A 23,797-nucleotide genomic window follows, 5' to 3' on the forward strand; every position below is an offset into this window, starting at 1 on the left:
ACCACGTACTGGATCGCGGGCTTGTCGACGACCGGCAGCATCTCCTTCGGAGTGGCCTTGGTCGCCGGCAGGAACCGGGTGCCGAGGCCCGCCGCCGGGATGACGGCCTTGCGCAGGGCGGGGCGGGGAACCATGGGGTGCTCGTCCTTGTCGTTGTGCATGTCAGGCGCCGATTCAGGCGCCGATGAGGCCGCGCTCACCGGTCGGCTGCCGCGGGATGTGGGCCATGGCGATGGCGGCCGGCGCGGGCGCCGGGGTCCGCTCGGCCAGGGGCAGCACCGCGGGAGACGGCTCCTCGCCCAGGAAGAGGCGGCGCACCACGCGTTCCGCCGCGTTGCCGTCGTCGAACTGCACGAACCGCTGCCGGAACGCGGTCCGCAGCTCGGCGGCCTCCTCGCTGTTCCAGGCGCCGGAGCGGAAGACCGAGATCAGCTCGTCCTCGGAGGTGGCGGTCGCGCCGGGGGTCTCGCCCGGCCGGCCGGAGAGGATGTCGAAGTAGACACCGCGGGCCTTGCGGTAGACCTCCCAGTCGTCCGCGTAGGCGACGATCGGGCGGTCCAGGCACGCGTAGTCGAACATGATGGAGGAGTAGTCGGTGATCAGCGCGTCGGCGGCCAGGCAGAGGTCCTCCACCACCGGGTACCTCGACACGTCCTTGATCAGCCCGCGCTCCTGAAGGGCCTCCAGCCGGGGGTCGGCACCGTAGAAGTAGTGGGTGCGCACCAGGACCACGTGGTCGGGTCCGAGTTCGCGGCAGAAGCGCTCCAGGTCGATGCGGGGCACATAGCCCTTCTGGTAGTCGCGCACGGTCGGGCAGTAGAGGATGACGGTCTTGCCTTCCTCGATGCCGAGGTCACGGCGGATCCGCCGGACGTCCTCGGCGGTGCTGCGGAAGTAGACGTCGTTGCGCGGGTAGCCGTACTCGACCGCCTCGAAGGCGCAGGGGTAGACCCGCTCCCAGATCTCGGTGGAGTGCTGGTTGGAGGTGAGGCTGAGGTCCCACTTGTCCGCCCGCTCCAGCATCTTGGCGAAGCTCATGTTCTTGGCGGCCGCCGGGAACCTCTGCTGGTCGATGCCCATCTGCTTGAGGGGGGTGCCGTGGTGGGTCTGCAGGTGGACCTGTTCCGGACGCTTCACGAAGTTGTTCGGGAAGTTGACGTTGTTGATGAGGTACTTGGCCCGGGCCATGACCTCCCAGTAGCGCGGCGAGTTGGCGACCACGTAGTCGATTCCCTCGGGGACGCTGTCCACCGCGTCCTTCTTGACGATCCAGACGCCGTGGACGTTCGGGGCCAGCTCCTTGGCCTTGTGGTACACGGCCGCCGGGTTGCAGGCCACGCCCCGGTTCCAGTAGGCCGCGTAGACCGCGAGGTTCTCGTCGACGGGGCGGCGCAGGTGCAGCTGGTACAGGCGGTTGTAGGCGGTCTTGCCGAGCTTGGTCTTGACCTTGGTGGCCCGCTGGATCACCTGGCGCCGGGTGTTGCTGGCGGCCATGACCGCCGCGTACGCCGTGTAGGAGCCGCGCTCCAGCAGCTGGAACCTGGTGCCCTGCGTGCCCTCCGGAACGACGAAGCCCTTGGGCTTGAAGCGCTTGTAGTTGGCGGCCGAGAGCTTGAAGAACTCCGCGCGGTCCTTGGGGACGATGCGGTCCTCACGGGCCAGGGTGAACAGGTAGTGGCTGGCCGCGCGCTCGAACAGCAGCGCCCGGACCGGCTCCAGGTGGGGGCGCTCGTCGAGGAACTCGAAGAGCCGGGCGTACTGCTCGAATATCCCGAAGTGCTTGCGGCCGGGCGTGCGCATGGAGTTGCCCTGGCGGCGCTGGCGGTACTCGACGCAGACGTGGTCGGTGGCGGCGATGCGCTCCGCGGTCAGCATGGTCTTGTAGACCATGAGGGCATCCTCGTAGATGCCGTCGGTGAAGGTGAAGCCGTGGTCGTCGACGTAGAACTCGCGGCGGTAGGCGCGGTTCCACACCACGGCGAACATGTTGAGGTACTCGGGCCGCTCCAGCGCCGTGAAGACGTCCGTGCCGGCCTCGGCGAGCATCTCGCCGGCCGCGCTCGCCTGGACGCGGTTGTTCCAGTAGGTGCGGACGTGGTTGAGCAGCAGGATGTCCGGATTGTCCGTGACCTCGAGGCGGTCGGCCATCGCCTGCAGTGCCCCGTCGGCGAGGGTGTCGTCGCTGTCCAGGAACAGGATGTACTCGCCGCGGGCCTTCAGCGCACCGGCGTCCCGCGCCTTTCCGATGCCCTGGTTCTCCTCGAAGTGCACGGGTACGACGCGGTCGTCCAGCGCGGCGTATTCATCGAGTATGCGCCCGCAGGAGTCGGGAGAGTGGTCGTCGATGGCGACGATCTCGAAGTCCTCGAAGGACTGGGAGAGAATGGAGTCCAAGCACGCGCGGAGATACCCCTGAACTTTATAAACGGGGACGACCACGCTTATTTTCGGCGAAGTGCTTCCATTCGCGAGGGGCATGCTTGGAGCTCCTGGGCTGTCGGTCAGAGTCAATCGCCTCCCGCTGCCGATGTGGCGCGAGAGGCGAGAGGCACAAGGAGTGCTAGGTTAAGGTTGGTTTAAGCCTACCCTAACGCGACTCCAGGACTGTTCTTACTACAGCCCCTGCGCTCCTGGTCAGCAGGGTTGTGGCAAGACTCACCCAAGTCTCAACTGTCCTTTTCCGACCGGAACGCCCTTGTAATAGATACTCGCCCTCTTGCTCTGGCCTGTGCCGGGGGTGTATAGGGCGAAGCCGCTCGAGTTCGCCGTCAGGGCGGGGCCGTGCCGGCGAGAGAACGAGGCGAGTCGTACCGGTGACGGAAGCCCCTCTGAAATGGGGAAAGAGAAAAGCGTCGATGTCCGCGCCTTCGGTATATCGGTCCGGTGAGCCGCATTGGTGAGGTATGACCAAGTTGAGTAACTGGCTGACCTCCCGTCCGCATACTGCGGACCCGCTCTTTTTGACCGTTTGCGTTCGCCGACGCCTGCCGCGGCCCTGCCCCGTACCGCGGCTTTTTCCGCCGTCCACCCACCGGACCCGAGCGCGCCGGCCGCACCGCTTCGCGTAGATTGCGAAGCGGGCAGAAGACCGCGTGAGGGGACGGACGGCAAGGTGGCAAGGGCAAGGCAGGCCGTACACGAGGCCCGCAGGATGGTCGTCAAGGTGGGCTCTTCGTCGCTGACCACAGCCGCGGGCGGCCTCGACGCCGACCGCGTCGACGCGCTGGTCGACGTGCTCGCCAAGATCCGCAGCGGGGGAGAGCGGGAGATCGTCCTCGTCTCCTCGGGCGCCATCGCCGCCGGGCTCGCCCCGCTCGGCCTGCGCCGCCGCCCCAAGGACCTCGCCCGGCAGCAGGCCGCCGCCAGCGTCGGCCAGGGTCTGCTGGTCGCCCGCTACACCGCCTCCTTCGCCCGTTACGGCGTCCGCGTCGGCCAAGTCCTGCTCACCTCCGACGACATGAGCCGCCGCGCCCACCACCGCAACGCCTCGCGCACCCTCGACAAGCTCCTCGCGATGGGTGCCTTCCCGATCGTCAACGAGAACGACACGGTCGCCACCGACGAGATCCGCTTCGGCGACAACGACCGCCTCGCCGCCCTCGTCGCCCACCTCGTCCACGCCGACCTGCTCGTCCTCCTCTCCGACATCGACGGCGTCTACGACGGCGACCCCAGCAGGCCCGGCACCTCGCGGATAGCGGAAGTGAGGGGTCCGGAGGACCTCGCGGGTGTCGAGATCGGCAGCGCGGGCAAGGCCGGCGTGGGCACCGGGGGGATGGTCACCAAGGTCGAGGCCGCCCGGATCGCGGCCGCGGCCGGCATCCCCGTGGTCCTCACCAGCGCCGTGCACGCGGCGGACGCCTTGAGCGGCGGCGACACCGGCACCTACTTCCATCCCACCGGCAAACGCTCGGCCGACCGGCTTCTGTGGCTCCAGCACGCCTCCACCCCGCAAGGGGCGCTGACCCTGGACGACGGCGCGGTGGACGCCGTCGTGACGCGGCGCAAGTCGCTGCTGCCCGCCGGAATCGCCGCCGTGGAGGGTGAGTTCAGCGCCGGTGATCCCGTCGAACTGCGCGACACCTCGGGGCGCGCGGTGGCCCGTGGACTCGTCAACTTCGACGCCAAGGAGATCCCCCGGCTGATCGGGCGTTCCACCCGCGAACTGGCCCGGGAACTCGGCTCCGCTTACGAACGCGAGGTCGTACACAGGGACGACCTGGTGCTCCTGCACACGTAAAACGGGACGTAACGGCAGCCCCCGCTGGGGGACGTTCCGTAAAACCGCCCCGCGGTGCCGTAGGGCCTGCTCAACTTTGTCTGGAGAGAGACGTTCCCGAGCGGTGGGTGAAGGAGGCCGTCGTGAGACGAGTGCGCCCTGGGGTGGCCACCCGCGGTGCCCTGACGAGCGTCGCGGCCGGAGACACCTATGAGGAGCCCAGGGACCTGCCCCGGCTCTGGCATGTCACCCTCAGCGTCGCCGGGCCGGACGTCCCCCTCACCGATCTGCGGCGGGCCCTGGAGCAGCTGGCTCACGACCACCCCTTCCTGCTGACCAGCCGGTACGCGAGCGACCACGCGGAGATCCGGTACTGGGAGGAGGCCCGCGACCTGCATGACGCCGCCGCCGTCGCGCTGCGCCTGTGGGGCGAGCACCGGCAGACCGCCGGACTGCCCCCGTGGGAGATCGTCGGCCTGGAGGTCATCGACCGCGAGACCTACCACCAGCGCCTCGCCGAGGGCTACGGCCCGCCGCCCGCGACACCGGTAGGGGTCCATCCCTTTTGAGCCCTCCTGATCCCTTCTGAGACCTTGTCTCGGGGTTTGGGATGAGCGGTGGGCGGCCCGCCCCGCGCACTACCCTTCCCTCATGACCACGCTCTCGCCGTACGACTCGATGTCTCCGGTCACCCGGGCCGCCTACCGGGCCAAGGCCGCCGCCGCCGACCTCGCGCCGCTCCCGCGAGCCGTGAAGGACGACGCGCTGCTCGCCATCGCCGACGCCCTCGAGGTCCGGACCAGCGAGATCGTCGAGGCCAACGCCAAGGACGTCGCCAGGGCCCGGGAGAACGGCACCAGCGAGGCCATCGTCGACCGGCTCACCCTCACCCCCGAGCGGGTCCGCGCCATCGCCTCCGACGTCCGTGACGTGGCGAAGCTGCCCGACCCGGTCGGCGAGGTCGTCCGCGGCTCCACCCTCCCCAACGGCATCGACCTGCGCCAGGTCCGCGTCCCGCTCGGTGTCGTCGGCATCATCTACGAGGCCCGCCCGAACGTGACGGTGGACGCCGCCGCCCTGTGCCTGAAGTCCGGAAACGCGGTGCTGCTGCGCGGCTCCGCCTCCGCCTACGAGTCCAACACGGCCCTCGTCCGCGTCATCCGGGACGCCGTCGGCGGCGCCGGGCTGCCCGCCGACGCCGTCCAGCTGGTGCCCGGCGAGAGCCGTGAGTCCGTCCGCGAGCTGATGCGCGCCCGGGGGCTGGTCGACGTCCTCATCCCGCGCGGCGGCGCCTCCCTGATCCAGACCGTGGTGAGCGAGTCCACCGTCCCGGTCATCGAGACCGGCACCGGCAACTGCCACGTCTACGTCGACGCCCACGCCGACATCGACATGGCCATCGACATCCTGATCAACTCCAAGGCTCAGCGGGTCAGCGTCTGCAACGCCGCCGAGACCCTCCTCGTCCACCAGGACATCGCCCCCGAGTTCCTGCCGCGCGCCCTCGACGCCCTCGCCCAGGCCGGCGTCACCGTGCACGCCGACGAGCGTGTGATGGCCTACGCCAAGGACTCCGAGGCGACGGTCGTGGAGGCCGTGGCGGAGGACTGGGAGACCGAGTACCTCTCGTACGACATCGCCGCCGCGGTGGTGGATTCGCTGGACAGGGCCGTCGAGCACATCCGGCTGTGGACCTCCGGCCACACCGAGGCGATCGTCACCACCTCCCAGCAGGCCGCCCGCCGCTTCACCCAGCTGGTCGACTCCACCACCGTCGCCGTGAACGCCTCCACCCGCTTCACCGACGGCGGCCAGTTCGGCTTCGGCGCCGAGATCGGCATCTCCACCCAGAAGCTGCACGCCCGCGGCCCGATGGGCCTGCCGGAGCTGACCAGCACCAAGTACATCGTCACCGGCGACGGCCACGTGCGCCCCTGAGGCCCACCCCTTCGGCCGCACGGCCGCCGGCCGTGGCGGGCGGCCGAAACGTCGTCTCACCAGTCAGACGAATTTCCATACCGTCTGCCCAAATTGACCCCCCAGGTCTACTCTGGATGCGTGCCGGAGGACGTGGGGGGCACGCCGTTCCCTGACGGCTGGGAGCCCGACGACGACCACGACCACGGGGTGTCGGACGAAGAGTTCGCCTCCGTGGTCTTCGACGAGGCCTTCGTACAGGCGGCCGCGGTCCATGAGCCGACCGCCGTCGAGCGCCTCCTGGCCGCCGCACAGGCGAGAGCCGAGGCCTCCGAGGCGGAGGCCCGCCGCGCCCACGCCCGAGGCGAGCGCTACGACGACAAGTACTCCCCCGAGGGGACCGATCTCGGCCAAGATCCGGACGACGAGCTGGAGGACACCTACGGCCTCGGTGACCGCCACTTCGGGGGCTACGGCAGGCAGATCCGCTGGCACCGCCCCGTGGCCTGGCTGCTGGCCGTCGTGATGGGCATCGGCATGGTCGCCCTGGCCTTCGCCGCCGTCTACCGGGGCGGCTCGGCCGACACCCGTGACGGGATCCCCTCGCCCGCCCCGACCGGCCTGGAACAGGGCAGCGCCGCCGCGCCCTCCGTCTCCGCCGACACCTCCCAGCCGGCGGCCTCGGCCATCCCGCGCTCGCCCTGAACTCCCGCCCCGCTCTTGGTGAGCACCTGTCAGAAGTTGTCGTGTAGCAGGGCGTTTACCTGAGGCCCACGCGACCTACTCTGAAAGTATGGGCGGGCCTGGAGACCCACCGGAGGGCACACCCGAGGGCGGCCCCGCAGGTGGAGAGGACGAGTACCGATCCGTCGTGTTCGACGAGTCGTTCGTCCGCGCTGCCCGCCTCCAGGAGTACTCCGCCGAGGAGCGGATGGCCGACCACGCGCCGGCCGTACGCCGCCGCCCGCCCCTGCACCGCGGACTCACCCGGCAGGCCCTGATCCTCGTCCTGCTGATCGCCGTCGCCTTCGGCACCGCGGTCTACATGGGCGTCCGCCACCCCTACGGCACCCCGGAGACCCGGCGCCCCGTCGAGCCCCTGCGGTCGACGGTGATCCCGCTCGCCCCGACGGGCAGGGTGCCCGGCACCGCCGACGCCGAGTACCTGTACGCGCACAGCCCCGCCGCCCCGTACGAGGTCGGAGCCGAGGGCATACCCCTGCCGGCCTCCCGCAGCACCGCCCACTTCTCCGACAGCCAGGTGGTGACCGCGCTCACCGCGGCCAAGGACTACATCGTCCGCTCCTCGCTCTACCCCGAGGTGCTCACCGGCCGTCAGGTCGGCCCCGCCCGGTCCCTCCTCGACTCCGACCAGCTCGACCAGTTCGACCGGAGCTTCGACCACCCCGCGGCGGACGGCCGGCACGCCCCCACCGGCTGGCTGGTCCGCATCGACCCCTCCCGCGCCCAGCTCGCCGACGACCGGATCCGCGTCCAGGGCGACCTGCAGGCCGTCGAGGCCGACTCGGGCACGCTGGAGGTCACCGCCGACCACACCTTCGTCTACGCCCTGCGCCCCACCGGTGCCGCGGCGAACGCGCCGGTGTCCCTGTTCACCGTCCGCCGCGAGCTGACCTTCCGCTTCACCCGCGACGACCTGCGCACCCACCAGGTCCAGCTGCTCACCTCGTACGTCCAGGCGGGCCCCCTCACCTGCGCCGAGGACTCCGCGGCCTACTTCCGCCCCCTCCTGGCCGGCCAGACCGCCCGCACCGGCGGCCCCGCGGGCACCGACCCCTACGAGACGGACAGCCCCGCGGCCCTGTGCGGGACGCTGGCCGCCGCGGCGCAGCCGACGGTGTGAGCGGGGCAGCTCTCGGGGCCGGCCGGGGTGAGGGGCAGGGCGGCCAGGAGCCCGGTGCCCTCGCGGAGAGGTGACATCACCCCTCTGCCGGGGCGTCCGACGGGCCCCCCTTCGCCGGGGGCGGGCTGCGGAAGCCGTCGAAGCCGCGGCGGACCCGGCCGCCCAGGTCGCCCGCGCCGCCCGCGAGGTCCGTGACCAGCTTCATCAGCGGATCCTTGGAGGTCTTCACATCGCTCGCGTAGCTGGCCGCCGACTCGCGGAAGGAGTCGCTGACCGAGGTGTCCTTGTCCTCGTCGCGCCGCGGGTAGTGGCCGTCCATGATCCGCTGGAAGTCCCGGGACTCGGCCCACTTCTTCAGCTCGGCCGCACGGATCGTGGCGAAGGGGTGCGAGCGGGGCAGCACGTTGAGGATCTTCAGCACGGAGTCGCGCAGATCGCCCCCGGCGTCGTACTCCTCGGCCTGCTCCAGGAACGCGTCCACGTTCATCTCGTGCAGATGGTTGCCGCCCGCGATCTTCATCAGGCCGCGCATGGAGGCCCGGACGTCCTGCCCCACCAGCAGCCCGGCCCGGTCCGCGGACAGCTCCGACTTGCGGAACCACTCCCTGAGCGCCGTCACCAGCGCCATGATCGCGAGGTTGCCCAGCGGGATCCAGGCCACCCTCAGCGCGAGGGTGGTCAGGAACAGCAGGATCGTGCGGTACACCGAGTGCCCGGACAGCGCGTGTCCCACCTCGTGCCCGACGACCGCCCGCATCTCCTCCTCGTCCAGGAGCTCCACGAGCCCCGTGGTGACCACGATGATCGGTTCGTCCAGGCCGATGCACATCGCGTTCGGCTGCGGGTCCTGGTTGACGTACATCGGCGGGACCTTCTCCAGGTCCAGGATGTAACAGGCGTCCAGCAGCATGTCGTGCAGATGCTGGAACTGCCGCTCGGAGACGCGCACCGAGTCGGACAGGAACAGCAGTCTCAGGCTCCGCTCGGGCAGCAACCCGCTGAGCGCCTTGAAGACGGTGTCGAATCCGCTCAGCTTGCGCAGCGCGACCAGGGCCGAGCGGTCGGCCGGATGCTCGTAGGCACGCGAGGAGATCCCCGGGAAGCGCCTGCGCTGCCTGCTCGGCACGCGCTCGTGCCCCGTCTGCTGGTGGCCGTCGTCGGACATGTCATCCCCCATGTGCGTATGAGTGCCCACTGTGCCCCCGAAGCGAAGCCCAGCCTAGGCGGAGATACCGTGGACGGGCAGTACAGCCGAAGGAGTCCACTGATGGAGCACCATCCCGCAGCCGCCCGGCTGAACGAGGCCGCCGCGAGCGCCGTCCAACAGCACGGATCGGGCAATCTGCTCCGTATCATCCTGATCGTGATGGTCCTGGGCTGCGCACTGACCGCCTGGTTCCTCTTGAGCGGCTACAAGCGGAAAGACGACTGACAGCTCGGATGAGTTCCCCGCGTGGCCGAACGGCAGAGTCGGCGTGATCGCCGCCGGGGCGCCCGCATACGATGAGACGACATCTTTATCCCGCCCACACGCGTTAGGTCCTGCCGAAGATGAGCCTTCACAGCGCCGCAGCCCCGTTGGTCCCCCTCGCCGAAGCCACGGGCGGCCACCACAACAGCCTCAACCCGGCGGTCACGGGCGGCAGCGCCCTTGCCATCCTGCTGCTCCTGCTGTGGATCACCACCCGCTTCAACCGCGACCGCTGAGCGGGGACCCCGTCCCCGGCCGGACGCCCGAGGCCGGGCCGGTAGGGTCTGCACGCATGGGAGAGCAGGACATGCCTACCGGTCCGGCGTACGAGTCCGCCGGCGACACGGTCGAGCACCCGCAGTACCGGCCGTTCGGCGGCCCCGCCCACACGGGTAAGCGCCGCCTCGGCGTCATGGGCGGAACCTTCGACCCGATCCACCACGGCCACCTGGTGGCGGCCAGCGAGGTCGCCGCGCAGTTCCAGCTCGACGAGGTGGTGTTCGTGCCCACCGGCCAGCCGTGGCAGAAGTCCCACCGCAAGGTCTCCCCGGCCGAGGACCGCTATCTGATGACGGTCATCGCCACCGCCGAGAACCCGCAGTTCTCCGTCAGCCGCATCGACATCGACCGCGGCGGCCCCACCTACACCGTGGACACCCTGCGCGACCTCCGCGCGCTCAACCCCGACACGGACCTGTTCTTCATCACCGGCGCCGACGCCCTCGCACAGCTGCTGACCTGGCGGGACAGCGAGGAGCTGTTCTCCCTGGCGCACTTCATCGGCGTGACCCGGCCCGGCCACCACCTGACCAACCCCGGCCTGCCGGAGGGCGGCGTCTCGCTCGTCGAGGTGCCCGCGCTCGCGATCTCCTCCACGGACTGCCGTGCGAGAGTCGCCAAGGGAGAACCCATCTGGTACATGGTGCCGGACGGAGTCGTGCGCTACATCGACAAGCGCGAGCTGTACCGCGGCGAGTGAGCCGAGAGGGGCACCGGTGAACGACCGATACGACGCGGGTGACGGCGGCTACGGCGCCGGTCCGTACGAAATCGTCGGCTACGACGAGTACGGCCGGCCCATGTACCGGCAGGTCCCGGCACAGCAACAGGCTCAGCAGGCGACCTACGACCCGTACGCCCAGCAGCAGGGCTACGGCTACGACCCGTACGCCACCGGCCAGCAGCCGCCGGTGCCCTCCTACGACACGGGCCGGCCCGCACCCGGGTACGACCCCTACGGCTCCCAGGCCCCGTACGACCCCTACGACACCGGCACCCAGCATCCCGTCGGCCACGACCCCTACGGGCAGGCCGCGAGCACCGGACAGCAGCCCCGGGTCACCGGGCAGACGGCCCACATCCCGCAGCAGACGGGCCCGCACGTCCCGGCTCGGCCCGAGGGGCCGCACGACGACGGTGAACGGGACTACCACACCGAGCAGTTCGCGTTCGTCGAGGACCCGGACGGTGACCCCGAGGACGTCATCGACTGGCTGAAGTTCACCGAGAACCGCACCGAGCGCCGCGAGGAGGCCCGCCGCCGGGCCCGCAGCCGGGTCATCGCCCTCGTCGTCGTCCTCGCCCTCGTAGCCGCCGGCGGCGTCGGCTACCTCTGGTACGCCGGAAAGCTGCCCGGCCTGTCCTCCTCCGGCTCCAAGCCCGGCGCGGCCACCCCGGTCGGCGCCCAGAAACGCGATGTGATCGTCGTCCACCTGCACAACACCGGCAAGGGCGGCACCTCGACGGTGCTGCTCGTCGACAACACCACCACCAAGCAGGGCAGCACCGTGCTGCTGCCCAACTCCCTCGCGCTGAGCGCCGACGACGGCTCCACCACCACCCTCGCCAAGTCGGTGGACGACGACGGCGCCTCCGGCACCCGCGACCAGCTCGGCACCGTCCTCGGCACCGACATCCAGGGCACCTGGCGCCTGGACACCCCCTACCTGCAGAACCTCGTCGACCTGGTCGGCAACATCGACATCGACACCAACACCGACGTGCCCGACCCGGACGCCGGCAAGAAGGGCACCGAACCCCTCGTCCACAAGGGCAGCGGCCAGACCCTCAGCGGCAAGATGGCCGTCGCCTACGCCACCTACCGCGCCGCCGGCGAGTCCCAGAACGCCCAGCTGGAGCGGTTCGGCCAGGTCATGCAGGGCGTGCTGCGCAAGATGTCCTCCGACCCGTCGGCGGCCACGGTCACCGTGCAGACCCTCGCGCAGATCCTCGACCCGCCGCTCACCGACAAGGACCTCGGCACCTTCCTCGCCAAGCTCGCCGACCTCGCCAAGAGCGGCGCCTACAAGACCGCCCTGCTGCCCGTCCAGCCCGACGGCACCATCAGCGCGAGGACCAGCGACAGCGTGGTGAAGGACATCCTCGGCGGCACCGCCAAGAGCCCCGACGCCGGCTCCGCCGTCCGGGTCTCCGTGCAGAACGCCACCGGTGTGAAGGACGACACCGAGAAGGCCCGCGTGGTGCTCCTCAACGGCGGCTTCACCTTCCTGGAGGGCGGCACAGCCGCCGGCACGCAGCCCACCTCGAAGGTGGTCTACTCGGACGCCTCCCACAAGGCGGACGCCACCGAGGTCGCCAAGACCCTCGGCCTGCCCGCCGGATCCGTGGCCAAGGGCACCGTCTCCTCCGGCGCCGACATCTCGGTGGTCCTCGGCCAGGACTACAAGCCCGCCAGTTCCTGACCGGGTCCCCGGCACCCCACGTGCCACCGTAATCACGTGGGGTGTGCCCGGCGGACCGTGAGACCCTTGAGGTCCAGTGACCGCCGACCCGAAAGCTTCGTAGTGACCGCCACCGACCGTTCCCTTGAGCTCATCAACACCGCCGCGCAGGCGGCGGCCGACAAGCTCGCCCATGACGTCATCGCCTACGACGTGAGCGACGTGCTGTCGATCACGGACGCCTTCCTGCTGGCGTCCGCGCCGAACGACCGCCAGGTCAAGGCCATCGTCGACGAGATCGAGGAGCGCCTGCTGAAGGAACTCGGCGCCAAGCCGGTGCGCCGCGAGGGCGACCGCGACTCCCGCTGGATCCTGCTCGACTACGTCGACATCGTCGTGCACGTCCAGCACAGTGAGGAGCGCGTCTTCTACGCTCTGGAGCGGCTGTGGAAGGACTGCCCCGAGCTGGAGCTGCCCGCCGACGCCAAGGCCACCCGCGGCAAGGCGGAGGAGCACGCGAAGCTGCAGGCCGCCGAGGCCGAGCGGGAGCCGGGCGGGGAGTGGTGATGAGCGCCACCGGCGAGGTGACCGACCGCAAGACCCGCGGCCGCCGCATCATCCTGTGGCGGCACGGCCAGACCGCCTGGAACGTCGAGCGCCGCTTCCAGGGCAGCACGGACGTCGCGCTGACCGAGACCGGGATCGGCCAGGCCCGCCGCGCCGCCCGGCTGCTGGCCTCCCTGGGGCCGGACGCGATCATCTCCTCGGACCTGCAGCGGGCGGCGCACACGGCCGCCGAGCTGGCCGCCCTCACCGGCCTCCACATCACCCGCGAGGAGGGCCTGCGCGAGACCTACGCGGGCGTCTGGCAGGGGCTGACGCACGAGGAGATCATCGTCCGGTACGGCGAGGAGTACGCCGCCTGGAAACGCGGCGAGGCGGTCCGCCGCGGCGGCGGCGAACTGGAGACCGAGGTCGCCGACCGCGCCGCACCCGTCGTCCTGCGGCACGTCGAGAAGCTGCCCGAGGACGGCACTCTCGTCGTCGTCAGCCACGGCGGCACCATCCGCACCACCATCGGCCGGCTGCTCGGCCTGGAGGCCGGGCACTGGGAGAGCCTCGGCGGCCTCTCCAACTGCTGCTGGTCCGTGCTGGGTGAGGGCGCCCGCGGCTGGCGCCTGCTGGAGCACAACGCCGGCACCCTCCCGGAGCCGGTCCTCGGCGACGACGACTGAGCCTCAGGAGGCTCGCGGACCCCGGATTTCACTTTCTGGCAGGTCACAGGCTAAAGTTCTTCTTGTTCGCCCCGCCGAGCGGGGCGAGACACCATGCGGCTCCGCCGCGTGGCGCAAGGGGCTATAGCTCAGTTGGTAGAGCGCCTGCATGGCATGCAGGAGGTCAGGAGTTCAATTCTCCTTAGCTCCACTGATCGACACTCTGTCGAGTGGACAAAGATCGATGATGAAGGTCCCGCCCCCTCCAAGGGGCGGGATTTTCTGTTGGCTGATCGTCTTCCGGCTGATCCAGGACACCGGTGCGGCGGCCGGTGATCCTCGTCAACACAGCGACCGGTCCTCCTCCTGCCCGAGCACCAGCGGCACCGCGGCACACTGTTCCTGAACCGGGTTGAGTCACTCGGCGTTCCGCGCTCGTATACCTCTTCGGAGGCGTTCTCGGTGTGTGCCCGGGCGCTGGCCTCAGCGGCCGCGGCGGGCGCCGTGTCCGGACTGGTACTGAGGCGTCGCTGACCGTATTGCTCCGGCCGTGGCAGAATCAAACGGCCGGAAGGGGGCGCGGCCCGACGGGAGGGAGTAGCGATGCCTGCGAGCATCCTTGAGGAGGTCGGCCACCTCCTCGGTGCGGCGTTGATACGGGACACGACCACCCGGCTGAGCTGCCCTTCCTGTGGTTCCGCGCATGTTGCCCAAGTTCTCGGCGACAACGGCGGAATCTCCTACGTGTGCACGGCCTGCGGCCACAGCTGGAGCTGATCGATGGGTGCACACAGGCGAAAGTGCGACTGGTGTGGGAGCGGTACGCCGATCGTCCGTGACATGGAGCCGATCAATCCCGACTACCAGTACTGGTGCGAGGAATGCGCGCGGGCGCTGATCATAAAAGGCGACCCGATCGAGACGTACCGGGAATTGGAGGGCGAGCCGATCTACGGCCGTCTTCTCGAAGAGCACTGCACACTCAAGCGGTTCTACTCCTTCGTGACCGCCTGACCCCGGGCGCACCGCCGCCGCGGTCCGGCAACGATGTCCGGTCCGGCACGAGGAACAGCGCACCGGTTGCCGGGTAGAGGGCCGAAAGCATCAATTCCAGGACCTCCTGGTGCAGTTCGGGCCGTCCGGTGCCGTGCGGCACCCACCACGGGGCGTACGAGCAGAAGACCAGCAGCGTGCCCAGTGCCGCCGTCCTGTGTCCGCGTGCCCACAGCAGCAGTACGAGTGGCACACACCACACCCAGTGGTGCGTCCAGGACACCGGACTGATCAGCAGCGCGGTGACCGCGCAGGCGCACACCGCCCGGTCCCGCCGCCCGCGCAACTCCGCCCGCCACGGCGGCCGCGAGGCCCAGAGAGGCCAGGACGGCCGCCGAGGCTGCCCAGAGGTCTCCCGGGTCGGGCGTGTGCAGAACGCGCGCCAGAACGCCGCGCACGGCCTGGTTGGCGGCGTCCTCGGCATGGCCGACCCGGCCCGCGCGGAACACCACGTCCGTCCAGAACCGCCAGGAGTCGTACGGCAGGACGGCCGCCGCCGGCAGGGTCGCAGCGGCGAACGCGACGGCCGCCCCGCGCGCGTGCCGCAACCATGGCGTCGCGTCTCTGCTCCGCAGGTGGGCCGTGACACCCGTCACGAGCAGGAACACCGGGAACAGCGCGGGCGTCGGTTTGACCGCCGCGGCCAGCCCCGGGCCCGCTCCCGTCCAGGGGTCGTACCGCCCGGTGGGGCGGCGGCCGGCGCCGCGACCCACCACACGGCGTCCACGCGCGCGTGGCCGACGAGTTTCAGCGACAGCCGGACGAAGGCCACCAGCAGTGCGAGGTTCCCCGCGGTCGCCGGCACACGCAGCGGCGCGGGGTCCAGCAGGGTCAGCGGCGTGAAGAGCAGGGCGGCGAACGGCGGGTAGGTGGTGGGCAGGTGGGCGGCCGTCGCCCGCAGCGCGTTCAGGTCGCCGCCGGCGCGCACGGTGGCCCCCTCGGCCGGCGGTGGGCTGCGGACGACGCGATCAGTGTCACAAAATCAGACATTAGCGACAGTGTCGGTGCGAAGCCGAAACCGATTTGGCGCTGTGCCCCCAGGCCTGTAATGTTTACGTCGTCGCCGGGGAAACCAGGCGAAACAACAGAACAAGGGGCTATAGCTCAGTTGGTAGAGCGCCTGCATGGCATGCAGGAGGTCAGGAGTTCAATTCTCCTTAGCTCCACAGAAATCGAAGGCGGACCATCCCGACGGATGGTCCGCCTTCGGCGTGTTGCGCTGCCGGGAGCCGCGGCCGGACGTAAGGGGCGGTCACCCGGCCCGGGTGACCGCCCCTTCGGGTGCTCAGCGGCCGAGCGCGCGCCGGCCGCGGCCCTGGGAGACGACCGGCAGGTTGCGGGACGGTGCCTGCCCGCGCGTGTCCTCCTCGAGGCGCAGGGCGAGCGCCGGGCAGCGGCGCACCGCGCGCAGCGCCTTCGCCTCGGCGTACCTGGGCACCTGCGCCTGGGCGACGGTCGGGAAACCGTCGGCGCCGAGTTCGAACACCTCCGGGAGGATGTCGGCGCACAGTCCGTGGCCCCGGCACAGCGTCCAGTCGACGTAGATCTTCTGACGGCTGGCGCCGGTCTCCTCGGGCTCTCCGCCGCCCGGGATGCCCGTGGGGGCCCTGCCCCCCTCGAAGAGCGGCAGAACGCCCTCCACGGGCCGTCCGCAGCCGTTTCCGAGGACATGCGCGGCGAGGTCGTCGGTGAACGCCTTGATGGTCGACTCCAGGAACATCGCCGAGCCGTCCGGATGCGAACACGCGCCACGGCGCTTGACGTTCTTCGCGACCTGCTTCAGCGCCTCCAGCGCGGCCGGCCCCCCGCCGTTGAGGATGTCCTCCATGCCGCGCGCGGCGGCGGGCAGCCCGAGGTAGCAGGGCCCGCACTGGCCCGCGCTCTCCTCGGCCAGCCACTGCGCCACCCGCAGCGACTCGCCGAGCGGGCAGGTCTCCTGGCTGATCGGCAGGATCGCGCCCGCGCCCAGCGAACCGCCCACCGCGTCCAGCGAGTTGCGGGAGACGATCGCCTCGTCGACGGTCGCCGCGTCGATCCACTTGCCGTGATAGCCGCCGGTCAGCACGCCCTGCGGCACCGGCGGGGCGCCCGCCAGCTGCAGCACGTAGCGCAGCGGCACGCCCGTGGGCACCTCGATCACCATCGGGCGGGCGACCGCGCCGGACACGGTGAGCATGACGGTGCCCGGCTCGTCGTACAGGCCGGTGTTGCCGTAGCGCTCGGGGCCGATGCGGGCGGCGATGGCCAGCTGTGCGAACGTCTCCGCGTTGGACAGCAGCGTGGGTGCGCCGCCGACGCCGCTCTGCGAGGCGCTGATCTTGCGGCCGGGCGGGATCGCCGGGCCGCCGTCGACCGAGCGGATCAGGGAGGCGGCGGCGCCGGTGACCATCCGCACCGGGTTGCGCTGCACCCACGCGCGCAGCGCCGATCTACGGCTGTTGCTCAGCCCGCGTTCGGCGAGTGCGGCCTCCATGGAGCGCTGCGTGGACTCGCGGGTGACACCGATCACGAGCGTCCGGGCGCCGAGCGCCTCGGCGCACAGCAGCGCGCCGTCGAGGATCAGGTGCGGGGCACGGTTGATCAGCACCGTGTCCTTGCGGCAGGCCGGTTCGTCCTCGCTGCCGTTGACCACGACGACCGGCCGCACCCCGCGCTTGATCGCCGACTCGGCGACCGAGCGCAGCTTCTTGTGGAAGGGGAAACCGGCGCCGCCGCGGCCCCTGAGGTTGATGCGTTCGGCGAGCTGCGCGAGCTGTTCGCCGCCGAGCGGGTCGAGCGGCCCGTGCACCTTCAGGTGCATGGGCAGGTCGAGTCGTTCCACAAGGTCGAAGCCCGACGTGAGCTGCGGAAGGCCGACCACGCGGACTTCGGGGACGTCGGGCAGGGCCTCGTTCACTTAAAAGCCTCCGGACGGCGTGTTCCAGGATTCGCCCGAACCCGGAGTGTCGTAGGACGCGCCGGGCAGCGTTTCGGTAGCGGGACCGCTGTTGTACGTGTCACTGGCGTTGTACGCGCCGTAGAAGCCGTTTGTCTCACCGGTGTCGTACATGTCACTTCCGCCGTATCCAGGGGTGCCCGAATTGCCGTAGACCGGAATGGTCTGCCCGGTGTCCTGGAACGGGTCGTACGCGGACGGCGGGGCCTCGCCGACGGGCGGCGGGGACGGGATCGGCCAGCTGCCCGAGGTGCTGGAACCGCCGTCCACGCGGGGCATGGCCTCCGTGGCCTGCATGTCCAGCGGCAGGTCCATGCGGGCGGTCTGGCCGGCGGTGTACGACGGCCGGGAGCGGCGCGGCGTTGAGACGGCGCGGTAGGCCGCCGCGAAGCCCGACGCGGGTTCCGGCGCGGGGGTGGCGGGGGACTGGTACAGCGGCGCGGAGGGGGCGGCGGCCCCCCTGGGCTCGCGCCGGCCCTCGAAGCCCGCCGGAGCCGGCTCGGCCACCCGGGACCGGCTCGCGTCCAGCTCCTCGAGTCCCGGCCGCTCCGAGCTGCCGAACAGCGCCACCAGCCGGTCGGCGACCTTGCGCTTGACCGGGCGCGGGGCGGCGCGCAGGGCGAGGGCGGCCATGACCGCGATCAGGGACAGCGCGTACAGGTAGGTGAAGAGCGGGCTCTTCACCGGGCGGCCCGCGTACAGGCCGTGGATCAGTGCGGCGCACCAGGCCGGGTAGGACAGCATGTGCATGGCGCGCCAGCGGGCTGCGACCGGGGCCGGGGTGGCGAAATTGCTGCGCAGGGCGCCGGTGACCCCCACGAAGATCATCAGCAGGCCTGCCAGCGAGCCCAGTCCGATCAGGCCGCCGATGCCGGTGACGCCGAGCGAGAACGGGATGATCGCGGCGATCAGCTGCGTGTGCCCGAGTGCGATCTTGATGGTGATGTGCAGCAGCAGGAACGCGATCGAGGCGACCCCCAGCGTGCGGTGCACCGCCTGGCCGATGATCCGCTGCCGGATGTTCAGGAAGATCCGGTCCTGGGCGAACAGGCCCCAGATCACCGAGCAGCTGAGCGAGACCAGGGACATCACGCCCGCGCCGAAGTTCAGGAAGTCTTGGACCTGGCTGCCTCCCACCAGCACGACCACGGGTATGAGCAGCAGGACGACAGCCGATGCCACCCCGTAGGCCGAGCGGCCCGGTTTGGGGAGGGAGCTGGTACTACGACGAGGGTTCATGGGGGCAACTCCGAGCAGTTTCGGGAAAGCGGTCCCGCTGCCGAACTCTAGGTGGCGCCATACCGATCAGTACGGGGTTTGAGTTATTGCGTTGTTATCAACGGACAATGCGACTGGGCCGATGTCCCTTGGTGGACGGTACGCGAGGTAATTGTTGACCTTGGTTCAACTCCCTCTCCCCTTGGTTCCTGGCATGTCCACAAGGGATACGGAAGCGCGCCGTCGCTTGCTCAAGCGTGTCGCGGCTCGCCGAAGGCCGTCGCCGCCCGCTCGGGGCCTGCGGTACCCTAACGCCATGCGTGCCGTACGCCTTCTGCTTAGCGGGCCGCGCTGATCAGTACCGACCCCGGTCGAACCCGTGAGGTCGGCATCGGCGCGGCGTCCCCTCCTGTGTGAGGGGATTTTTCGTTTCTTTGAATGTCGCAGCCGCAGGCAGAGACGATCGATGGAGCTTTGAGGATCATGAGCGAGACGAACCCCGCTGCGGCCGCCGCCACGTCGGCGGAGGCCGCGCCGCACCGCTACACGGCCGCCATGGCAGCCGAGATCGAGGCACGCTGGCAGGACTTCTGGGACGCCGACGGCACCTACGCGGCGCCGAACCCCAAGGGCGACCTGGCGGGCGACGCCGGGCTGGTCGCCAAGCCCAAGAAGTTCATCATGGACATGTTCCCGTACCCCTCGGGTGCGGGCCTGCACGTCGGCCACCCGCTGGGCTACATCGCCACCGACGTCTTCGCCCGGTTCCAGCGCATGACCGGCCACAACGTCCTGCACACCCTGGGCTTCGACGCCTTCGGCCTGCCCGCCGAGCAGTACGCCGTGCAGACCGGCACGCACCCGCGCGTGTCCACCGAGGCCAACATCGAGAACATGAAGGCCCAGCTGCGCCGGCTGGGCCTGGGCCACGACAAGCGCCGGTCCTTCGCCACGATCGACCCGGACTACTACAAGTGGACCCAGTGGATCTTCCTGCAGATCTTCAACTCCTGGTACGACGACGAGGCGAAGAAGGCCCGTCCGATCTCCGAGCTGATCGCACGGTTCGAGTCCGGTGAGCGGGCGATTCCGGGCACCACGCGCGCGTGGAGCGAGCTGAGCGCCCGCGAGCGCGCCGACATCCTGGGCGAGTACCGCCTGGCCTACGCCTCCGACGCGCCGGTCAACTGGTGCCCGGGCCTGGGCACCGTGCTGGCCAACGAGGAGGTCACCGCCGACGGCCGCTCCGAGCGCGGCAACTATCCGGTCTTCAAGGCCAAGCTGCGCCAGTGGAACATGCGCATCACCGCCTACGCCGACCGGCTGCTGGACGACCTGGAGCAGCTGGACTGGCCCGAGGCCATCAAGCTGCAGCAGCGCAACTGGATCGGCCGCAGCGAGGGCGCCCGCGTCGACTTCCCGATCGACGGCGAGCACATCACGATCTTCACCACCCGCCAGGACACCCTGTTCGGCGCGACCTACATGGTGCTGGCGCCCGAGCACCCGCTGGTCGAGAAGTTCACCCCCGAGGCCTGGCCCGAGGGCACGCACGAGGTGTGGACCGGCGGACACGCCACCCCGGCCGAGGCCGTCGCCGCCTACCGCGCGCAGGCCGCCTCGAAGTCCGACGTCGAGCGCCAGGCCGAGGCGAAGGACAAGACCGGCGTCTTCATCGGCGCGTACGCGACCAACCCGGTCAACGGCGACCAGATCCCGGTCTTCATCGCCGACTACGTCCTGATGGGCTACGGCACCGGTGCGATCATGGCCGTCCCGGCGGGCGACCAGCGCGACTTCGAGTTCGCGCGCGCCTTCGAGCTGCCGATCCGCTGCGTCGTCGAGCCGACCGACGGCCGTGGCACCGACACCTCGGCCTGGGAGAACGCCTTCGGGTCGTACGACGCGAAGATCATCAACTCGTCCAACGACGAGATCTCCCTGGACGGCCTGGGCGTCGCCGACGCCAAGGCCCGCATCACCGAATGGCTGCAGGGCAAGGGCATCGGCGAGGGCACCGTCAACTTCCGCCTGCGCGACTGGCTGTTCAGCCGCCAGCGCTACTGGGGCGAGCCCTTCCCGATCGTCTACGACGAGGACGGCATCGCCCACTCGCTGCCCGAGTCGATGCTGCCGCTGGAGCTGCCCGAGGTCGAGGACTACAGCCCGCGCACCTTCGACCCGGACGACGCCAACACCCAGCCCGAGACCCCGCTGTCGCGCAACGAGGAGTGGGTCAACGTCACCCTGGACCTGGGCGACGGGCCGAAGCAGTACCGCCGCGAGACCAACACCATGCCCAACTGGGCGGGTTCCTGCTGGTACGAGTTCCGCTACCTGGACCCGCACAACGACCGCCGGCTGGTCGACCCCGAGATCGAGCAGTACTGGATGGGCCCGCGCGAGGGCCGGCCGCACGGCGGCGTCGACCTGTACGTCGGCGGCGCCGAGCACGCCGTGCTGCACCTGCTGTACGCGCGCTTCTGGTCCAAGGTCCTGTACGACCTGGGCCACGTGTCGTCGGCCGAGCCGTTCCACAAGCTGTTCAACCAGGGCATGATCCAGGCCTACGTCTACCGCGACAGCCGTGGCATCGCGGTGCCGGCCGCCGAGGTGGAGGAGCGCGACGGCGCGTACTACTACCAGGGCGAGAAGGTCACCCGCCTGCTGGGCAAGATGGGCAAGTCCCTGAAGAACGCGGTGACCCCGGACGAGATCTGCGCCGAGTACGGCGCCGACACCCTGCGCCTGTACGAGATGGCCATGGGCCCGCTGGACGTCTCCCGCCCGTGGGACACGCGCGCGGTGGTCGGCCAGTTCCGGCTGCTGCAGCGACTGTGGCGCAACATCGTCGACGAGAACACCGGCGAGCCGACCGTGGTGGACGCGGCGCCCGACGAGGACACGCTGCGCGCCCTGCACAAGGCGATCGACGGCGTCCGCCAGGACCTGGAGGGGCTGCGCTTCAACACCGCCATCGCCAAGGTCACCGAGCTGAACAACCACCTGACCAAGGCCGGTACCGCGGTGCCGCGTTCGGTGGCCGAGCCGCTGGTGCTGATGGTCGCCCCGCTGGCCCCGCACATCGCCGAGGAGCTGTGGCGCAGGCTGGGCCACACCGACTCGGTCGTCCACCAGGACTTCCCGGTCGCCGACCCCGAGTACGTCGTGGACGAGACCGTGACCTGCGTCGTGCAGATCAAGGGCAAGGTCAAGGCCCGCCTGGAGGTGCCCCCGGCCATCTCCGAGGAGGAGCTGGAGAAGGTGGCGCTGGCCGACGAGAAGGTCGTCGCGGCGCTGGACGGCGCGGACATCCGCAAGGTGATCGTCCGGGCGCCGAAGCTGGTGAACATCGTCCCGGCGTGACCGTCAGGACGCCGCGGCGAGCTGTCTCGGGGTAGTCCCCTACGGGCAGGTTCGGGGTTTTTCTGGAACTCCGGGCCTGCCCGCTGCGTTTACTGTGGAAAGCGCGGCGGCGTGTGCCGCTCCACCCGGAGGAGGAGCATCGTGGAAGCAGTGATCGCCGTGTTCGCCCTGCTCTTCCTGCTCTTCGTCGGCCTGGGCGCGTACGCCACGGTCAAGGCGGTCGGCGCCGCCAAGCGCGGCGTGGACCGGACGGTCGAGCAGGCCCGCCGCACCGTGGAGGACCACACGCTGCGCGCCAAATCCTTCGTCCAGGCCGGTCCGGCCGCCGAGATCGCGCAGCTGAGGCTCGCGCTGCGCACCTCCATGCGTGCCACCCAGGACGCCCTGCGCGCGAGCGCGGCCGAGGACGAGTCGATCAAGGAGTCCCTCGCTCTCTTCGAGCGGCTCAGCGCGCACGGGCACGAGCTGGACGCCGACCTCCGGCGACTGGAGTCGGAGCCGGACCGCGCCGAACTCCGCGCACGGCTGCCCGAGCTGCGCAGCCGTGCCGAGCGCATCACCAAGTCCGCGGACTCCCTGCGCTGGGCGGTCCGCGACCGGGCCCGCCGCTTCGTCGACGACGATCTGGGCGCGCTCAGCGATCAGATAGACATCGAGGCCGACGCCCTGCGCCACTGGACCCCGGCCGGTCCCGCGACGGCGGAGGGACAGCAGCCCGACGTGAGCGCCGCATCCACCCCCGACGGCTCGGCGGCCCGACGCGCCCGCTCGTGGACGTCGCGTGCCGCCGAGGCCGAGGAGCAGGCGCGCCAGGCGATCACCCCGCCGTCGCCACGCCTCGTCCACCCCTGGCAGAAGAAACCGCGTCCCGAGAGCACCACCTGACCCGGCCGCTCCCGGCCCGCACCAGGGGGGCCGGACTGCCGCGCGAGCACTACGGCAGGTAACCTCCAGCTCATGTCCCGCCATGTCGCGATCGTCACCGATTCAACGGCCTACCTGCCGCCGCGGACGATGGAGCGTCACGGCATCACCGCGGTGCCCCTGACCGTGGTCCTCGGCGACCAGGCACTCGAAGAGGGCACCGAGATCTCCACCCGCTCCCTGGCCCAGGCCCTGCAGAAGCGCCGTCCCGTGACCACCTCGCGCCCGAGCCCGGAGATGTTCGCGGAAACCTACCGCAGGGTCGCCGAGTCCGGTGCGAACGGCATCGTCTCCCTGCACCTGTCCGCCGAACTGTCCGGCACCTACGACGCGGCGGTCCTCGCGGCCCGCGATGCGCCGGTGCCGGTACGGGTGGTGGACACCGGGATGGTCGCGATGGCTCTCGGCTTCTGCGCGCTCGCCGCCGCCGAGGCCGCCGAGGCCGGCGGCACGGTGGACGAGGCCGTCACGGCCGCCGAGAAGCGGGCCGCGGGCACGTCGGCCTACTTCTACGTCGACACTCTCGACTATCTGCGCCGTGGCGGCCGCATCGGAGCCGCACAGGCCCTGCTCGGTTCCGCACTCGCCGTCAAACCCCTGCTCCAGCTGGACGGCGGCCGCATCGAACTGCTCGAGAAGGTCCGTACGGCGTCCAAGGCCATCGCGCGTCTGGAGGAGATCGCCGCCGAACGGGCGGGCGGTGCCGAGGTCGACATCGCCGTCCACCACCTGGCCGCCCCCGACCGTGCCGCCGCGCTCGCCGACCGGCTGCGGGAACGGGTGCCGGGCCTGGCCGACCTCCATGTCAGCGAGGTCGGGGCGGTGATCGGGGCACACACCGGTCCCGGACTGCTCGGAGCGGTGGTCTCACCCCGCTGAGCCATCACCCGTCCGGGTGGCGGACTTATCCACAACAGGGCCGTCCTCCACGGGAA

23 protein-coding genes and 2 tRNA genes are annotated in these 23,797 nt (G+C 70.5%); 18 read left to right on the forward strand and 7 right to left on the reverse strand.

The window, feature by feature from the left end:
- Nucleotides 1-161: sugar phosphate nucleotidyltransferase (locus ACWDEN_RS38930; RefSeq protein WP_450862716.1), on the reverse strand; the 161-nt coding region annotated here is incomplete at its 3' end.
- A gap of 13 nt (nt 162-174) precedes the next feature.
- A complete protein-coding gene (locus ACWDEN_RS38935) occupies nt 175-2,478 on the reverse strand; it encodes a bifunctional glycosyltransferase/CDP-glycerol:glycerophosphate glycerophosphotransferase (RefSeq protein ID WP_450862663.1) in 2,304 nt (767 codons plus the stop codon).
- 673 nt (nt 2,479-3,151) lie between these two features.
- On the opposite strand from ACWDEN_RS38935, the gene proB reads away from it, so the two are divergent.
- From proB to ACWDEN_RS38960, 5 genes are all read left to right on the forward strand, one after another.
- The gene (gene proB, locus ACWDEN_RS38940; RefSeq protein WP_351608595.1) at nt 3,152-4,240 is read left to right on the forward strand and encodes a glutamate 5-kinase; all 1,089 of its coding nucleotides are present in this window, start codon (nt 3,152-3,154) and stop codon (nt 4,238-4,240) included.
- 122 nt (nt 4,241-4,362) lie between these two features.
- Nucleotides 4,363-4,788, forward strand: a complete 426-nt coding sequence (locus tag ACWDEN_RS38945; RefSeq protein ID WP_351608455.1) for a hypothetical protein — start codon at nt 4,363-4,365, stop codon at nt 4,786-4,788.
- Nucleotides 4,789-4,870: 82 nt separating this feature from the next.
- A complete protein-coding gene (locus ACWDEN_RS38950) occupies nt 4,871-6,157 on the forward strand; it encodes a glutamate-5-semialdehyde dehydrogenase (RefSeq protein ID WP_351608457.1) in 1,287 nt (428 codons plus the stop codon).
- A 120-nt stretch (nt 6,158-6,277) separates the two neighbouring features.
- On the forward strand, nt 6,278-6,841 hold the full coding sequence (locus tag ACWDEN_RS38955) for an SCO2584 family spore wall biosynthesis protein (protein WP_450862665.1): 564 nt from the start codon (nt 6,278-6,280) through the stop codon (nt 6,839-6,841).
- Between the two features lie 88 nt (nt 6,842-6,929).
- Nucleotides 6,930-8,000, forward strand: a complete 1,071-nt coding sequence (locus tag ACWDEN_RS38960; protein ID WP_351608462.1) for an SCO2583 family membrane protein — start codon at nt 6,930-6,932, stop codon at nt 7,998-8,000.
- A gap of 76 nt (nt 8,001-8,076) precedes the next feature.
- Here ACWDEN_RS38960 and ACWDEN_RS38965 read toward each other — a convergent pair whose 3' ends face one another.
- Nucleotides 8,077-9,165 carry a M48 family metallopeptidase gene (locus ACWDEN_RS38965; protein WP_351608465.1) on the reverse strand — a complete coding sequence of 363 codons (1,089 nt, stop codon included), beginning with the start codon at nt 9,163-9,165 and terminating at the stop codon, nt 8,077-8,079.
- A gap of 102 nt (nt 9,166-9,267) precedes the next feature.
- On the opposite strand from ACWDEN_RS38965, the gene ACWDEN_RS38970 reads away from it, so the two are divergent.
- From ACWDEN_RS38970 to ACWDEN_RS39010, 9 genes are all read left to right on the forward strand, one after another.
- Nucleotides 9,268-9,432, forward strand: a complete 165-nt coding sequence (locus tag ACWDEN_RS38970) for a hypothetical protein (protein ID WP_351608467.1) — start codon at nt 9,268-9,270, stop codon at nt 9,430-9,432.
- 119 nt (nt 9,433-9,551) lie between these two features.
- Entirely contained in the window at nt 9,552-9,707 is a 156-nt protein-coding gene (locus ACWDEN_RS38975; RefSeq protein WP_351608470.1) for a hypothetical protein, read from the forward strand.
- Between the two features lie 56 nt (nt 9,708-9,763).
- Nucleotides 9,764-10,450 (forward strand): nicotinate-nucleotide adenylyltransferase, encoded by a 687-nt coding sequence (gene nadD, locus ACWDEN_RS38980; protein WP_450862667.1) that lies wholly within the window; start codon nt 9,764-9,766, stop codon nt 10,448-10,450.
- 16 nt (nt 10,451-10,466) lie between these two features.
- Nucleotides 10,467-12,173 carry an LCP family protein gene (locus ACWDEN_RS38985; protein WP_450862669.1) on the forward strand — a complete coding sequence of 569 codons (1,707 nt, stop codon included), beginning with the start codon at nt 10,467-10,469 and terminating at the stop codon, nt 12,171-12,173.
- Nucleotides 12,174-12,275: 102 nt separating this feature from the next.
- The gene (gene rsfS / locus ACWDEN_RS38990; RefSeq protein ID WP_351020346.1) at nt 12,276-12,719 is read left to right on the forward strand and encodes a ribosome silencing factor; all 444 of its coding nucleotides are present in this window, start codon (nt 12,276-12,278) and stop codon (nt 12,717-12,719) included.
- A complete protein-coding gene (locus tag ACWDEN_RS38995) occupies nt 12,719-13,387 on the forward strand; it encodes a histidine phosphatase family protein (protein WP_351608478.1) in 669 nt (222 codons plus the stop codon). Before rsfS ends, ACWDEN_RS38995 begins: the two co-directional genes overlap by 1 nt.
- 117 nt (nt 13,388-13,504) lie before the next feature.
- Nucleotides 13,505-13,577: transfer RNA gene (locus tag ACWDEN_RS39000), tRNA-Ala, on the forward strand.
- A gap of 392 nt (nt 13,578-13,969) precedes the next feature.
- Nucleotides 13,970-14,143, forward strand: a complete 174-nt coding sequence (locus tag ACWDEN_RS39005) for a hypothetical protein (protein WP_014672673.1) — start codon at nt 13,970-13,972, stop codon at nt 14,141-14,143.
- Nucleotides 14,144-14,146: 3 nt separating this feature from the next.
- Nucleotides 14,147-14,380 (forward strand): hypothetical protein, encoded by a 234-nt coding sequence (locus ACWDEN_RS39010; RefSeq protein WP_006136074.1) that lies wholly within the window; start codon nt 14,147-14,149, stop codon nt 14,378-14,380.
- Here ACWDEN_RS39010 and ACWDEN_RS39015 read toward each other — a convergent pair.
- Both ACWDEN_RS39015 and ACWDEN_RS39020 read right to left on the reverse strand, forming a co-directional pair.
- The gene (locus ACWDEN_RS39015; protein ID WP_450862718.1) at nt 14,359-15,066 is read right to left on the reverse strand and encodes a glycosyltransferase 87 family protein; all 708 of its coding nucleotides are present in this window, start codon (nt 15,064-15,066) and stop codon (nt 14,359-14,361) included. The two genes, ACWDEN_RS39010 and ACWDEN_RS39015, sit on opposite strands and share 22 nt — an antisense overlap.
- Nucleotides 15,012-15,347, reverse strand: a complete 336-nt coding sequence (locus tag ACWDEN_RS39020; protein ID WP_450862671.1) for a glycosyltransferase 87 family protein — start codon at nt 15,345-15,347, stop codon at nt 15,012-15,014. The genes ACWDEN_RS39015 and ACWDEN_RS39020 overlap by 55 nt, the downstream gene beginning before the upstream one ends.
- 165 nt (nt 15,348-15,512) lie before the next feature.
- On the opposite strand from ACWDEN_RS39020, the gene ACWDEN_RS39025 reads away from it, so the two are divergent.
- Nucleotides 15,513-15,585, forward strand: a tRNA-Ala gene (locus ACWDEN_RS39025).
- A 119-nt stretch (nt 15,586-15,704) separates the two neighbouring features.
- Here ACWDEN_RS39025 and ACWDEN_RS39030 read toward each other — a convergent pair.
- Together ACWDEN_RS39030 and ACWDEN_RS39035 are read right to left on the reverse strand one after the other, a co-directional pair.
- The gene (locus ACWDEN_RS39030) at nt 15,705-17,315 is read right to left on the reverse strand and encodes an NADH-ubiquinone oxidoreductase-F iron-sulfur binding region domain-containing protein (RefSeq protein ID WP_351608482.1); all 1,611 of its coding nucleotides are present in this window, start codon (nt 17,313-17,315) and stop codon (nt 15,705-15,707) included.
- A complete protein-coding gene (locus ACWDEN_RS39035) occupies nt 17,316-18,593 on the reverse strand; it encodes a cytochrome b/b6 domain-containing protein (RefSeq protein WP_351608484.1) in 1,278 nt (425 codons plus the stop codon).
- A gap of 462 nt (nt 18,594-19,055) precedes the next feature.
- Between ACWDEN_RS39035 and leuS the strand changes: the two genes are divergently transcribed.
- The 3 genes from leuS to ACWDEN_RS39050 all read left to right on the forward strand — a co-directional run bounded on the left by leuS (nt 19,056) and on the right by ACWDEN_RS39050 (nt 23,741).
- Complete coding sequence (gene leuS, locus ACWDEN_RS39040) at nt 19,056-21,938, forward strand: leucine--tRNA ligase (protein WP_450862674.1); 2,883 nt, start codon at nt 19,056-19,058, stop codon at nt 21,936-21,938.
- A 141-nt stretch (nt 21,939-22,079) separates the two neighbouring features.
- Nucleotides 22,080-22,823 (forward strand): hypothetical protein, encoded by a 744-nt coding sequence (locus tag ACWDEN_RS39045; RefSeq protein WP_450862676.1) that lies wholly within the window; start codon nt 22,080-22,082, stop codon nt 22,821-22,823.
- A 72-nt stretch (nt 22,824-22,895) separates the two neighbouring features.
- A complete protein-coding gene (locus tag ACWDEN_RS39050) occupies nt 22,896-23,741 on the forward strand; it encodes a DegV family protein (protein ID WP_351608490.1) in 846 nt (281 codons plus the stop codon).
- The last annotated feature ends 56 nt before the right edge of the window (nt 23,742-23,797 follow it).

This window comes from Streptomyces sp. NPDC001153, assembly GCF_053598315.1.